Raw genomic sequence first — 15,241 nt, forward strand, 5'->3', positions numbered from 1 at the left:
GTCAGAGGATATCCACCACAACAACGGTGATATTGTCCGCGCCACCACCATCCAGGGCAACCTGAATCAACTGGTCGGCCACCGTTTCGATCGGCATCTCGGACAACGCTTTTTCAAGCATCGAGAAGGTCGCGTATTTGCTCAGTCCATCAGAGCAGATCAGGAAACGATCGCCGGGCTGAACCTCTCCGCGGATTTTGTCCAACTCCAGGACATCACCAACCCCTACGGCGCGTGTGATGGCGTTTGACTGCGGGTGTTGTTCCGCCTCGTCCCAGGTCAACTGACCGGCCATCACCAAATCCGCAACCAGAGAATGGTCAGTCGTCAGCATCTGAATTTTGCCGTCGCGCAACAGGTATATCCGGCTGTCCCCGGCCCACAGGCCGACAAAATGCCCATTGGCCAGCATCATACAGGCTACGGTGGTCCCGATTGTTCCACCGCCGCGCGCCTCGGCCTCTTGCCGGATCACGTCGTGCGCACGCTCGATAACTTCGCGCAAGGCACGCAATCTGTCTGATGGGGCCAGTCCCGGCGGCATCGCTGCCACCATGTCCGCGACGAGGCGGCTGGCATAATCTCCAGCCTCATGACCGCCCATGCCATCGGCCACCAACCAGAGACTCTCTTCAGGCAAAGCCAACACCGCATCCTCGTTGACTTTGCGCCTCAGGCCGACATGGCTGCGCGCGCTGTACCGAACGCGATGACTTGAATTCATAGTGGCCTGGCCTCGGTCCAGAGTGCGGCATGTAAGTTGAACAAACCTTGCATGTTTGGCCCATCCGGTAAACCTTCGCAAACCATCATCCGGGGCACTCCGCCGATTTCGGTGCTCCAAATGCTGGGACTGCGATAACTTTGCGACATCAACCCCGATGCCAGATCAGGCAGCAAGTCGTCCGAGCCCTCTCCGCGGGTTAGAACCGTGGTTTTCCCATGCCCACGTACAGGCGCTGTCGGGCGCTGCTGCGGCGCGACCAAACCGGCCAACCCCTCGGCCAAGCGGTCGCGGGTCATATCGTCCTCAAGACAAGCCAGCGCATGGTCTTCGAGTTGAAGAAAGGCGTCCGAGGCCCGGAGATGAGCCAGAATGGCCGACCCTTCGTTGGACAAACCGGCCACCAACGTCAGCGGAAATCGCCGCCCCACCCGATCGACCGAGGGCATCAGAACCCCCAGCATCTTTTGCGGACCGGCCAGCCCAGGTGACAAACAAAACCGCCAGATTGGTGATGACATGTAATGCTCATCCCAGGCCTGTCCCAATGCCTGCGAAGCGGCCAACATGCTGCGCTGTATCCACTCATCCCAAGGCTGCACAAAGGACTGCGCGACACCAAGCCGGAAGAAATCCCCTACCGAAGGCATCTTGCCGAATGCGCCAAACCCCGGTTGCTGCATCAAAACGACTTCGGACAGCTGAACTTTTGCATGGCGGGCAGCGCAAACGGGTTGATAACAGACCCCGATTGCAACTGGAAAATCGCGATACGGCCACCGACGTTAAAGATCACTTTCTTGCGGTCAGAGACATTTGTCCGGCGCACTTCGGCGGCATCCAACAAACGGAACCACGCCCACGGTCCGTCCTTTGACAAAACGCTTTCAATGTTCCGTTTCTGCGGCTCGAACGTGACACGTGCCAGACCGACGGAACCGGGCCATGTCACCGCCATTGGGGACGGCAACCCGCCCTTGTGGCGGAATTCAAGCGATTGGCCATCGATCTCCAAAGTGACACCCTTGGCCTTTGGGTCAAGTGCCTCGGGCATGATCTGGAACTGGATCTGTGGCTGCGGTCCGTTGGCGAAGAATGCTTCTCTGATCTCGGCCGCATATTGGAACTGGGTCAGAACAGCCTGGCTGATCCCCAGATCCGTGGCGTTGACCCCCGATTTCCACGACCACGGCCGCGTGCGCATATCCACATGTTTGGCCAGGCTGTCGTTGAAGAAATTGTCGATCAGCCCCTGTGGCCCAAACAGCTTGGCAAAATCGCCCATTGCCACATCTGCACCCGACCTGCGATTGAACGGATACCGGTCAGACACGACCTGTTCGCAGAACGGCAGAACATTCGCCTGCCAACGCGCATTGATCGAAGCGCGTGTGCTGTCCGAGGTAATGCCGGATGATCCATCGATAATCTGAACCGCCCATCTTTCCATCGGCCCCGGAATACGTGCCGCCTCTTGCTGGAACCGTTGCAGTGCTTGCCCGGTTTCACCGCCGGATACACCACTGAACGACATCTTGTTCAATTCCTGATAAACCTCGGTCAAAGATCCAATCAGAAGGTCCAGCTGCGACGGCTGTCCTTCCTGTTGCTCAACAAGCTGATGCAACCAATCAAAGCGTTCTTCTACATATTGACCGGGTTCCTGAACGGGCTCGTTGGTTCCGACCCCGCTGGACTTTGCCAGCGCTTCAAGCAAAATCTGCGTCTGCACCGAGGTTGCAGATTGCAATTCGAGGCTGGCAGCGTCGGATAGACCTTCGTTCAGGGCGTCATTCCCAGCCAGTACCGAGCGGCTTTCGGTCAGCTTTGTCTCATCCGATATCGAATTGAGGACATTTACGATAGGCGATGTCGGCCCGGACAAAACGTTTGTAACCTCAACCGCATGGCTCAGGCTTTCCATGGGCACGATGTCGATATCACCCAGCATCGCATCGTAGCGCGCGATGTAGTCGTTGTAGTACAAGTCCAGAACATCCCGGCTGAGCGCAGCAAGCGCCTGTTCGGTCTGTTCAGCCTCGCCTCGAGGGCCCAAAACCCAGCTTTCCTTTTGAACGCGTTTGGCCACACCGACCGCCTCGCCCAGAAAGACGTTGTTGAAGCCGTTATAGGTGAAGATACCTTCGATGCCTTCGTTCAAGGGCTTACCCGAGGATCGTACCAGCACACGTCCCACGGCCGGGCCCCCCACATCGGTGATGCGCCATTGTGGCAGTGCCGTTGCTGCGGGACTGGAGACGATGCCGTTATACACACGCTGTGCCAGCGGCAACTCTGACAGAATGCCTTGTATCTGATCGACCATCGGGCCGTTCAAAGCCACCTCACGCATGGGTTGGCTCAGCAGCGCGTCCAGATGGTCGTTCAGATCGGCTCTGAATTCCTCGCGCGAGGGGCCGGGAAAGGACACCGTCCAATCGATGTTCATCCATTCCTTGACCAGATCCTGGTTCATCGGTCCTTGCAGGCCCAGCATCAGATAGACCTTGAGCGCCTCATACAGCACATCCGGGTTGTTGATGTTGGCGCTCATCTGCTCTTCCAGTCGCAGCAGCAGACGGGGCAAGAACCGTTGGTTCAGCGCAGCGCGGTAGGTTTGCGCGGCCTGTGTACCAATCACTTCGCCCTGATACAGCCCGTATGTCAGGCGTCGTTCTGGGTCCGGGTCGCTAAGCGTCGGGTTCGCGGGCAAATCGCGCAACGTATTCAGCGCCTGAACAACAGGCACCAGATCCGTATCGCCCACAGGGCTGGGCGGTAGCGTTGCTGCGGCGGCCTGATAGGAAGATACGCCCTCTTGCGCCTCGGCAATCAGGTCGGAATTGCCCATGAAACTGCGCACTAGCAAGGCACCAACGCCAATCGCGGCCAAAACCGTCGCTGCAATCGACACCCATTTGGTGATCTTGTAGCGACGCTCGACCTTGTCATCGGCGCTGACCAGACCAGCCTCGCGGAAGATCACCTGATCGAACAGACGTGTCAGGAAATAGGACCGGCCTGAGCCCTGCCCCGAGCCGATGGCCTGACGGCCAATTCCGAAGGTCCGCGCCATGCCCAGCATCAGACGGTCAATCGGAGTGCCTTCTTGTGTGCCAGAGGTGAAATAGACCCCGCGCAGCATATGCCGGTGTTGATAGCGGCTGTCCTGGAACACTTCGGTCAGGAACTCATGCGCAACCTTGCGGACCGAGGCAACCTGCATCGGGAAACCCGCAATCAGTGCGCGTCGCTGTGGATCGGTCTCGGTCTGCATCCGCTCGAGCGATTGGGCATTCAGCCGTCCCAGCAGCAAGGCGAACTCTTCATCAAATGCCGCAACAGGTGATTGTTCTGAACGGGACTTGTCCAGCGGCAGAGTAAAGCCCCAGACCTGTTCGCGATCTTCCTTGCCCAGATTATCGTGGAATTCGGCAAAACCGGCGATCAGGTCCGCTTTGGTGAACAGGATGTAAACGGGGAAGCGAACGCCCAGTTTCTCGCGCAATTCTTCTAGGCGACGACGTACGGCCTTTGCATGTTCTTTCTGCGTGATTTCGTCTTGCAGAGACAAATCAGACAGCGAAATCGCAATCATCGCGCCGTTGATTGGCTGACGTTTGCGGTACTTCTTGAGCAGGTTCAGGAACCCGATCCACGCCGCGTTGTCGACCTCGGCATCGCTTTCCTGCGTCGTATACCGGCCCGCCGTGTCGATCAGAACGGCGTTTTCGGTGAACCACCAATCACAATTCCGGGTACCACCGACGCCGCCGATGGCGGTTTTCCCCAACTCTTCGGCCAACGGAAAGTTTAGCCCCGAGTTGACGATCGCGGTGGTTTTGCCCGCACCCGGAGGACCGATCATCACATACCACGGCAGTTCGTTCAGATGCCTGCGCCCATTCTTTGATTTGCGCAACGCGGCCATCGCGGTTTTCAGTTTGCCGCGCAGTTCCGTGATCTCGCTATCGATCATGTCACCGCCATCGCTGACGGATTCCGTGATCTCTTCGGTCAGTTTCTTTTCACGCCGACGGCGCACAAAGAAGATGATCAGTGCGATGGTCAGGAAGAAAACGTAGATGATCCCGCACCAGATCAGGCGCGCGGTCATGCTATCCAAGGGTCGCCAGTCGTCCGACCCGATCAACGGGCCAAAGAAATACAGGCTCAGCGCCAGAACGGTGGCTGTAAAGAACAGCACCGTGTAGATCGACATGAAGATGAATTTCAGAACTTTGAGGAAATACATCAGTTCTCCTCCTGAACCAGCAGGACTTCGATACGGCGATTGGTCGCCCGGCCCTCGCGGGTTGAGTTATCAGCTATGGGTTCGCTATCCGCACGGCCTTCGGCGCTGAGGCGATTGGGATCGGTCATATCGCCTGCCATCTGGTTCATCACCGATTTTGCACGGGCCAGAGACAGCGCAAGGTTGGACGGGAACCGCGACGACCGGATCGGGACGTTATCGGAATGACCCGCGACAATGACGGAACCGGGCTCGTCGTTCAATGCAACCGCCACACGGCGAACCGGTTCACGGAACCGGTCCTGTAGATGGTCAGATCCTGACCCGAACATACCCGACCCCTTGATGCGTATGATCAGGGTGTTGCCCTTCTCGAAGACCTCGACCAACCCTTCGTCAATCTCAGGCTTCAGGAAGGCGACAACTTTTTCAACCTGCGGCTGCGCCTGCGGCGGAGGTGGAGGCGGCGGCGGCGCCCGTCGCTGCAACTCGGCCACAGGGCCCGCATCGATCACCGACATCTGACCCACAAGGTTTTCTGTCCGGTTCGAAAGGGCATATGACAACCCGCCGAATTCGATCATCAGCAACAGTGCGGTCACGCCAAGGGCGATCCAGACCGGCTTCCACATGCTGAGCGCGCGATAGGGTTTATCTACCCCTTCCCAATGCGGGGCCAGATCGCGTTCCACATCCCCACGTTGCGCGCGGATGATCCGCGCCAATCCCTGCCTGATCTGCATGTGCTTGTCAGGGCCACCCTGTTCGACCCGCAGGCGGCCTTCGAAGCCCAACGACAGGCACATGTAAACGAATTCCAGCAGCTCGATGTTGTTGGCCGGGTCCTGTTCCAGACGCGCCAGCAAATCGTAAAAGCGATCTCCACCAACGGTTTCGCGGTGGAAAGTCCCCACCAAAGACTGCGTGGCCCAACTGGATTGCCCGCCCCATGGAGTGTTTAATACCACATCGTCCAGCGTCGCACACAAAGCATATCGTGCAATCTTGACCGTCTGCGCCGGGATACCAGCCTGCAACGCCGCATTTTCAAAAGCGCGCACCTCGGCCACAACGCTCTGGCGCAGCTTGTCCGGGTCCATGTGCTGCGCCCGGTTGCGAATACGGCTGATCAGCGAAAACAGCGGGGCCGCACAGGCGTTGAGGCGGTTCATTCCCGTAACGGCAACGTCTTCGCCCGCACCCTGCGGAGGTTTCGTTTGTGGTGCCTGAGGCTCGGGCACACCAAAGCCCACACCGCCGGTATCAGCCGCCGGCGCCTGTGGCGCCAAGGGCTGCTGCATCGGGTCGGGATACCCTGCTGGCTGTTGCGGAACCGCTGGCTGCTGCACACCACCCGATTGACGACGCCCACCCGGATTGGGTCGGATCACCGTCTTGTCGGTATCGTCCGGTTCTGCAAAAGGATCTTTGTCGGACATCGCTTGACCTGTTTCCTCAAGGCTCCCGCATCACAGTGTGACCCACATGGGTAGCCCTATCAAATTGTTTCGTCGCAGCCAGTGAATGCCTTCACATTACTGGTTGCGGATCGCCCACAGCTCCATTTCCAACCCGGGGTACTGGCCCGACACATGCACAGCGATGCCGCCTGACGTCGTCATCTTGCTCCAGTATGGGCTGGCGGCATCCAGTTCGAAATAGACGACACCGGAATGGTAGGGGATCTGCCTTGGAGCAACCGGCAGCGGCCGCAGCGTAATCCCGGGCAAGGCAGAGTTCACAAGCTGGCGGATTTCTTCGACCGGGCCGGTCTTGGCCTGACCGGCAAAGTGTCTGCGCACATCTTCGGCCGGAATGTCTGCGTTGACGGCCAACACGAAGCCCGCATTGCCGATAAGTTTGCGGTCGGCGATGACACCAACACTGATGCCGTATTTGCGCGCCTCTAGCGGGATCGACACCGCCGTCTGCTCTAGCACCGAACTCAGGTACTGGCGCAGGATGCGGATCACCGGCGCGAACGAGGCCGTCAGATCGTCATGTTGATACGCCGGGAACTGCGGCGCTTCCTTCTCGGCGCTCATGAATGTCGCAAGCTCTCCGGCAAGGGTTGCGCATACGCGGTAGGCGTGTTCGGGATGCACGTTTTCGATATTCGCAAAGTGACGCACCAGCGGCAGGTTCCGGTTGATCACCATAAGCAGCAGGAAATCCGAAATCTCGGCTGCGCCCTTGGCAGGCCCGCCCTCGGACAAACGCCCGGCCAGTGCCTGCATGCGATGCGATAGCATCCCTTCAAGCTCGTTCATGAAACCTGCCAGTGCCGCTGCGGCGCGCACGTCCAGAACTGAGGGGATAAAGCCTCGATCCAGAATGATCTCCTTGTCCGGGCGAACTTCGATAATCTTGGCAATCGGTATTGCCAGCTTGTCGGCCAGATCGTCCACTTCGAGGGCAAATTGCAGCCGCAGCTTGCCAACACCCAGCGTGACCGGCTTTTTCTGCTGGCTCATAACATCGGTGATTTCCTGTTCGGCCGGGCGCAGACGACTGACCGATTGTTCGGCCCCGCTCAGGTCAACTTCGGACGCACCCTGCCGCCGCTGCGGCACGGTCAGATAGACAACACAATCCTTGATCGTTTCCGGCACTTCCAGCGCGGGAGGGTGGTCTTCTGCCTGCGGCACGCGGAAGACCTGCCCGTCCGGTGTCAGCCCGGAACAGGACTTCAGCGCGAACTGACCAACCTTCAGTACCTCGTCGTCGATCTCAAGCGCGCTCACACCCCAGGCATAAGGCGTTACGCGACGCGCAAGCCCGGCGACCAGGGCCTCGTTATACCGATCGGCCTGCTGAAAGTGATGGGGTTGCAGAAACAACCCTTCGGTCCAAAGCACCTTGCTGTCCCAGGACAATGGCTGCCCTCCCTTGTTCTTGCCGCCCTAGCAGAGCGTTACTTCAGCTTTTCCAGCTGTTCCTTATACGCTTTTGCGAATTCCCGGCTAAAGAGATCATGAAAATCATTCTCTGCCTGATCCGAGATTTCTGCATACATCTTTTCGTACACTTCCCAATACTGGGCCTTTTTGCCCTTGAAAAGTGACCCAAGTTTGCCGGAACCTTCGATTTTCCCCGCCAGAACCTCGGGGTCCAGACGGGCCAGAACGCCCTTCAGCGCAGCCTCCATGCCCGTCACCATCGCCACCTCATGGGCCTTGATGTCGTTCAGGGCCTGTTCTGTTGCCTCTTCCGAGGCCAGATACCCTTTGACACGTGGCTTCACCAGCGCTTCGATCGCCTGCTCAGGGCTGATCGAGAATTTCAACGGGTTGTTCCCGCCTGCACTGATCATCGTCTGATCAATACGAAACTCGGATTTGATCGATGTGCGGGTCATCAGGATTTCCCGCAAACCGGTGATCATTGCCCGCAGCACGCGACCCATCCGCCCCATTGTTGCAGGCAAATCGGCGTCATCGATTTTCAGATCGTCAACTTCTAGCGCTTCCAGCAAGGCGCGGGCGGCCGACTGGTCGCCGCCACCCGCCGGCGCAGGTGCCGAAGGTTCGGGCTTTGCCGGTTCCGGGGTCGGTGGCTGACCGCCCGGTGTCGGCTTGACCGGAGGCGGCGGCGCGACCGGCTCAACCCGGACTGGTTCGGGCGTCGGAATCGGATCGGGGGATGATCCGCCATTGGGCGACAAAAGATCATCGTCCCAATCATCCGGGATCAGATTTGCACCACCGCCCGCTTGCGGCGCAGAAAACGCGTCGGAAGGCGACGGGTTGTGCATCGCATCGCTGCCACCCATATCCGCATGCACGTCCTTGGGCTTGGCAAAAAACGGATCATCGTCGTCCAGCGGTGGCAACAGCTCATCCATGGGATCAGGCGTTGCGATCTGTCCGGGGCCTTTCGGGGCATCACCGCCCAACAGATCATCCAGAAAATCCCCGCCCGGCGCGGCATCATCCAGCAACGCCAAAGGATCGGGGGCATTCTGCGATTGGCCCGGAGAAACGCCGGCCTGCTGCATCGGCTGCGGGATCGATTCTTCGAATGTGGGCAGATCGGCGCCGATCTCGACCACCATTTCGTAACCACCTGCCGTCAGAACATCGCCATTGTTCAATGGCGTCGGTGTTCGCCCCAGCGCAATCTTGGAATAGTTCAGGAATGTCCCGTTGGTGGACAGGTCCACGATCACCACGTTTCCATTGTGATCTTCGATCACGAAATGGTTTTTGCTGAGTGTTTTTTCAGGGTCGGGCAGAACCAGATCATTGGCCGGGCCACGCCCCACGGTCAAAGAGCCCCCCTGCATTGACACCGGGCGCCCGTCGCCCGGCACAATGCCGGTGGATTGGAATTTTATTGTGACCGTCATTCGTTTGTCTTCATCCTCCAACCAGAACGGTGGGGCAGCACGGCGGCAGAATCGGACCACCGCAGGCACAGGTGTCCATCATCCGTGCCGCCGGAAGCTTTCCGATCAGCACGGTTGCTGAACCTTTCAGGATCGGGTGCGGAAACGCTGGGGTCGCCAAATCGGTCATCCGCGCCGCTGGCAGTTTTGACACCAGAACGGTCGGACAACAAGGCGGCATAATCGGCATCGGCACCGGCGCCGGAGGCGGCGGCGCTGGCGGCGGGGCCGGCAGCGTGCATGCATGCAGATCGGTTACACGGGCTTGAGGAAATCCCATGTCTACTCCTTTGTCTCTGGACCGGCTTCTTCGCGGTCCAGCTTACCATTCCCACCCCGAGCAATATCTACGCCGCGATCAATCAGCAACTGTAGGTATGCATCAAAATCGCCTTCGTGATTGTCCATCGCAACAACATTCATCGCAAAGGCCACGGTTTCGGCTGCACCGGGCGGAGATGGGATGTTCGCCAGATCCCCCGTTCCCAACGTGCCTTCTGAATATAGCACGCCCATGGCGCAGTTCACGGTCTCGTCGTCCGGTTCGGCCAAATCAATGGTTTCTCCGGCTTTTTCGCGGTTTTCCGGCGTTGGGCGGAACACCCATTCCTCGGATGCGGCCAGCGCAGGCGTGTTGTTGTCCGGCGCTTCGCCGACATAATCGCGCGCAGCCATGCAAGACCACCAGACACGCTCGCGTGGCGGTAGCGCAACACCCAAAAGACGCAACATATCGATGAAGGCTTCTTTTTCGTCCAACTCAGCCAGAACAACGTCTAACGCCGCACTCGCCGGGGCGTCGAGCTTGACGCTCAGCCGGGCATTGGCGTCAGCCAGCATCCGGGCGGCCGGAACCTGTGGAACCTTGACCATATCTGCAAATCGTTCACTCATCGGTCAGCCCCCTTAATTGATCATCGTCATGCCGCCCTTGAGGGTCAGCATGGCATCGCCGTTAACGGTCGTCATCGGGCTTTTCGCGTCCAGCTTGGCATTGGCCTGAACCTTGATCATGGTGCTTTTGATCGTGATGCTGGTCGGGTCCAGTTTGATCGACGATCCGCCCACCTTCAGTTCGATCGACTGCATCGCGGTCATGGTGATCTTGCCGGACTTGGCATCGACCTGAATGTTGCCAGTCTTCACTGTCGTGGTTTTATTCCCGGTTTTGACCGTTTCTGCGACATTGCCGGTGACCGTTCGGGTCGACTTGCCCTCAATGGTTTCAGTCTGGTCCGTCTTGATACCAATAGTCTGACTGCCGGTCTCGATGGTAAAAGTGTGGTCGCCTTCCTTGATCGTCTCATCGACGTTCTTTTTGACCACCTGGCTCAGGCACCCGTCGCCACCATTGCCACCTTTGTCCAGCTTGTCATAGCCGATGGTGATGGTGGACATGTTCTTGACCAGTTTCTCATGATCCTTCTGAGCCTGGAACCGAACGAGTTCAGCGTCTTTCTTGTCCTCGAACATCAGCTCATTGAAGGTATCGGCGCTGCCCTGTTTGCTGGATCGGGTCTTTATTCCAGTTTGGGTTTGGTTATCAGGTAACTTGTACGGGGGCATTGTGTCTGCGTTGTACAGCATACCCGTGCAAATCGGACGATCCGGATCGCCTTCCTCGAATTGAATAACCACCTCCTGACCGATCCGGGGAATGCTGACCATGCCCCAGTTCTTGCCAGACCAAGGTGTCACGACGCGCACCCAGCACGTGGTCTTTTCGTCCTTTTTACCCTCGCGATCCCAATGAAACTGCACCTTGATGCGCCCGTATTTGTCGGTCCAGATTTCCTCACCACTTTTGCCGGTTACAATCGCCGTATGCAGTCCGGAGATTTCGGGCCATGGAATTGTCCGAGGCGATTTGAAATCGGTTTTTGCAGGCTGTGCCTGAAACTCGACCATGAACATCTGCCCGCTATCATCGGGAAACTCCAGCGCGCCGGTATCAAGGTCCATGTCTTTCTTTTCAAACCCGAATCCTTCGGTGGTTTGCAGATAGTATTTGGCTCCTGTGATCAGATACTCTGCGTTCTGCGACTTGTCGGGATGCTCTTTCAGCGTGAACTTACTGCCGCTCGCCAGAGACCTGACAGACGCCCGACCGCGCCGCACATCGAACTGCGCGTCCTCGGCCTTCATACGAACCTTGGCGAGATTGCTGCCAGCCCCGGTCTCTTTGTAGTGCCCCGGTGTATCATAAAGCTCGAGTTTCGATTTGAAGCCATGGGCCGCGCTCGTGGCCGTATTGGCCCGCGTATCAAGCGAGGCGCTGGGTTTTTCAAAGTCGAAGTCACCCAGCGAGACAACGCCCGACAAGATCTGTTCCGAAGCGGCCCATTCCGTGATGAAATCACCATGCCGCTGCTTATAGTCGTCGCCGCCGCGAAACTCGACCTTTGGCTCGCCTTCAATCGGACTATGAGCCGAGGGTCCATCACACAAGACAAGTGTTTCGTTTTTGTCTTCGGCTTTCGAATAGTCGAAGAAGTAGTAGATCCCCTCTTCCTGCATCAGCCGCGAAACGAAATCGAAATCAGTCTCGCGATACTGCACGCAGTATTCGCGTTGCGGATAGGTCGCCGACAGGCTTTTCTTGAAATCCGAAATCCCGTGGCGGCTGAAGACATCCTCAATGATCTCGACGGTTGTCATGTTCTGATAAATGCGGCTGTCGGTCTTCTGCGTCAGCAGCCAGAACCACGGGCGAAGCTCGGCCAGAAACTGAACGAAACCGTCGCGCAAGGCCAGACGTTCGACACGCACGATTGTTCCGGTGAACTTGCGCTCGGCCCCTTCTTCTGCGGCCAGATGAATAGTCATGACCTTGCCAAGCAGCTTATCCAGCGCGATTGTGGTTTTCTTCGACATGAACTCGACCTGTATTTCGGTCAGCGTGCCAAGTTCTTCCGAGACAATAGCGCGCCGGATCACCAGATCTTCTTCGCCATACGAGTATGAACCGGTGATCCGAAGGGGCCACTCTTTACTTTGCAAACCTTGCGCCATTTCCCGTTCCTTCCAAATCTAGTCTTGCCACATCGTTACAGATCAGCCAGCAATGCGGCCAGTTCCGGGTCCATTTCTTCTTCGCCGTCTTCGGACCCGTCACCAAAGTCGACATCATCATCCCCGAAAGACGACAGGAAGTCGTCCAGATCGTCGGCATCATCCTCTTCTGCCTCCGCGTCGCCACCGCCCTGAAGATCGGCCAGCAACGCCGCCATTTCAGGATCATCATCGTCGTCATCCGATGTGTCATCATCGTCCAGATCCAGATCATCGATGTCGTCATCCAGATCCGTATCAAGGTCGAGATCATCGTCGTCTGCCGGTGCCTCAGATTCCGGTTCGGGCGGCACATCCGGCGACGGTTCGGGCACGGGCACACCTGTCCAGGGGCCCAGAATCTCGGATCCAGCAACGGAATTGAAAGAGCCCAGCCGAATCTCATCCCGGCCCTTGACCGACAGAACCGGCATATAGCCGCGCTGCACGGAATGTTCGTGTTTTTCCAGCGTGATATTGCGCTCGGTGCAGGGCAGCGCCACCTGATCTCCATAGCGATCATTGACGAAATGAAAGGGTATGCCGCCAAGGCTCATGACCGAACCCAAATTCATCGCCTTGCCGTTCTGTTTGAACGACCGCGCCAGAAGGATCGTCACCAGAACCGCCGGGTTGGCCCAGAGCATGCCGCGCAGACCTTCGGTTTCAGTAAACTCCTCGAAATCGAATTCGTAAATCGGCTCGGACTTGGCGCCGTATGGTCGCCGCAACAGGAAGCGGGGCGAGGCCAGTCCCACATGCCCCGCCTCGGGCATCGCGCGGAACGTGTCCCAAGCCTTGGTGACCAGTGGGTGACGGTCTTCTTTCTTGATCTCCAGATAAGCAGGCGTGATCGCGCTGATAAACGGAGCATCCACATGCGCTGCTACGCGCCCGATCCGGCCCAACAGCTCGGCATGTGGCGGCGTTTCCTCGAAGGTATGAAGACCGATCAGCGCCGAGTATCCGCCCCGCCCGTTCTCTTCGTCCAGCGGTTCTTCGGTCAGCAGACGGACCAGCCCGGTCTTGGCAAGATCCTCTTCGGCGGCCAAATCGGCTGCAATCTCTTCGGCCGAGACGTCGTAAAGGATCACGTCCAAAGTATCGTCATCCTCGACGCTTCGGGCGATCAAATCCAAGCTGCGCCATTGCGCCTCGACCGACTGGAACTCGGGGTGATGCAGCACCATGCGCATGGCCGCGCTCAACGCTTCGTCCACCGCTGTCTGCATGGCCGAGACATCAGGGCTGGGCAGCTTGCGGATATGTGGCCCGACCACCCGTTTCAGCAGGTCGTCCACCGGTGACGGCTGTGCCAGTTCGCCGCTAGTGTCGCCGATCAGCTTCTGAAAGTCGCTCAGTTTCAGATCGGCGCGAACCGTATTGCCGCCGGACGTCTTGCGCGGGGGTACAACGGCCTGACCAAATTCTTCGCCCCAAGCGATAAGTTGCTTGGCCGCGTGATCTGCCGTGGCCCCGGAACTGAGCTGGCTTTTCAGACCTGAAAGCCCGTCGAAAAGTTCGACATTTTCGTAAAGCTCGTCAGGATGCAGATCGTCAAGTTCCTTGAGCTTGACCTCGACCCCCGCGCCATCCTTTCCAAGCGGCAGCACCAGTGTGGTTGCAAAGCTTTGGATCACGTCCTCAACGGTATCCGGGTCCAGAAGGATTGGTTTGCGCGCGGCCAACGCGTCGCCAGTTTCGATCAGTCCGCGCGCGGCACGGCCTGAGAAATCTCCGAATATGGCAATACGGAACCGCGTGCGCTTTAATCGTTCGGGATCTGGCCGATCGGCGCTCATCTTGCCAAAGGCCAACACCGGTTCTCCGTCAGAATTCGCACCTTTCGGCGCTTCAACGCTTTCGGTTTGTTCTAGATCCTCATCGGCGGCCACGTCCTTGAGATCCGCAGACTCTTCTGCATCGTCGTCATCACCGCCCAGCAAATCGTCCAGGTCGAGGTCCAGATCATCCAGGCCGCTGTCATCCCCTGCGTCTTCGGGGGCGTCGTCATCATCTGCACCCAGATCGTCGAGCAACCCGTCAAGATCCAAGTCCTCGTCGTCCGCAACTGGTTCCTCGTCATCGTTGAGGAGATCGTCCAGATCATCCGTCGACGCCTCGTCGTCGAGGTCAAGGTCCCCTAAAAGGTCATCGAGTTCGTCGTCACTGTCCGCGTCCAGTTCATCGGTATCCAGATCGGCAAGAGGATCGTCGGCATCCTCAGCGTCTTCGGGCTCAGCCTCCTCCAGATCGCCCAGCAAATCGTCCAGATCCGAACTTTCATCTGCGTCGTCAGAAACCGCGTCCTCTAGATCACCCAACAGGTCATCAAGATCACCATCGGTCTCTGCGTCCTCATCGGTATCGTCTATAGTGAGATCACCAAGAATATCGTCCGCGTCGTCCGCATCCTCAGCCTCCTCGAAATCGGGCACAGAGGCGAGGATATCATCAGCGTCATCTTCTTCGGCTTCTTCGTCCGGAGCCATGTCCGCCACATCACCCAGCAGATCATCCAGATCGTCATCGGTTTCCTCTTCGGGTGCAGCATCTGCCAACTCCCCGAGAATATCTTCAGCGTCGTCAGTCTCATCGGCCTCCTCGACTTCGGGCATCGCAGTCAGAATGTCGTCGGTATCATCCTCTTCTGTGACCTCGTCCGGAGCCAGGTCGACCAGATCGCCTAACAGATCGTCCAGATCGTCATCGGTTTCCTCTTCGGGTGCAGTATCTGCCAAATCCCCGAGAATATCTTCTGCTTCGTCAGTCTCTTCGATCTCCTCGACTTCGGGCATCGCAGTCAGAATGTCGTCGGTATCAT

The 15,241-nt window shown here is 58.0% G+C and carries 10 protein-coding genes; all 10 read right to left on the reverse strand.

Going from position 1 to position 15,241, the window contains the following annotated elements; translation table 11 throughout:
* Position 1 precedes the first annotated feature (1 nt).
* Positions 2-724 (reverse strand): PP2C family protein-serine/threonine phosphatase, encoded by a 723-nt coding sequence (locus ACR0LX_RS10995; protein ID WP_480783765.1) that lies wholly within the window; start codon positions 722-724, stop codon positions 2-4.
* Positions 721-1,407 carry a type VI secretion system-associated protein TagF gene (gene tagF, locus ACR0LX_RS11000; protein ID WP_480783766.1) on the reverse strand — a complete coding sequence of 229 codons (687 nt, stop codon included), beginning with the start codon at positions 1,405-1,407 and terminating at the stop codon, positions 721-723. Before tagF ends, ACR0LX_RS10995 begins: the two co-directional genes overlap by 4 nt.
* Positions 1,407-4,979, reverse strand: coding sequence for a type VI secretion system membrane subunit TssM (gene tssM, locus ACR0LX_RS11005; RefSeq protein WP_480783767.1), 3,573 nt, complete (start codon positions 4,977-4,979; stop codon positions 1,407-1,409). Before tssM ends, tagF begins: the two co-directional genes overlap by 1 nt.
* Entirely contained in the window at positions 4,979-6,418 is a 1,440-nt protein-coding gene (icmH, locus tag ACR0LX_RS11010) for a type IVB secretion system protein IcmH/DotU (protein ID WP_480783768.1), read from the reverse strand. The genes tssM and icmH overlap by 1 nt, the downstream gene beginning before the upstream one ends.
* Positions 6,419-6,514: 96 nt before the next feature.
* Complete coding sequence (gene tssK, locus ACR0LX_RS11015) at positions 6,515-7,855, reverse strand: type VI secretion system baseplate subunit TssK (protein ID WP_480573576.1); 1,341 nt, start codon at positions 7,853-7,855, stop codon at positions 6,515-6,517.
* A gap of 38 nt (positions 7,856-7,893) precedes the next feature.
* On the reverse strand, positions 7,894-9,327 hold the full coding sequence (gene tagH, locus ACR0LX_RS11020) for a type VI secretion system-associated FHA domain protein TagH (protein WP_480783769.1): 1,434 nt from the start codon (positions 9,325-9,327) through the stop codon (positions 7,894-7,896).
* Positions 9,328-9,337: 10 nt separating this feature from the next.
* Positions 9,338-9,646: a PAAR domain-containing protein gene (locus ACR0LX_RS11025; RefSeq protein ID WP_170710785.1), complete on the reverse strand. Its 309-nt coding sequence runs from the start codon at positions 9,644-9,646 to the stop codon at positions 9,338-9,340.
* 2 nt (positions 9,647-9,648) lie between these two features.
* Positions 9,649-10,260 (reverse strand): DUF6931 family protein, encoded by a 612-nt coding sequence (locus tag ACR0LX_RS11030; RefSeq protein ID WP_480573569.1) that lies wholly within the window; start codon positions 10,258-10,260, stop codon positions 9,649-9,651.
* A gap of 12 nt (positions 10,261-10,272) precedes the next feature.
* Entirely contained in the window at positions 10,273-12,378 is a 2,106-nt protein-coding gene (locus ACR0LX_RS11035; RefSeq protein ID WP_480783770.1) for a type VI secretion system Vgr family protein, read from the reverse strand.
* Positions 12,379-12,413: 35 nt separating this feature from the next.
* Positions 12,414-15,241 (reverse strand): type VI secretion system contractile sheath domain-containing protein (locus tag ACR0LX_RS11040; protein WP_480783771.1); only part of this gene is annotated, 2,828 nt, incomplete at its 5' end.

The organism is Ruegeria sp. CH11 (assembly GCF_056537105.1).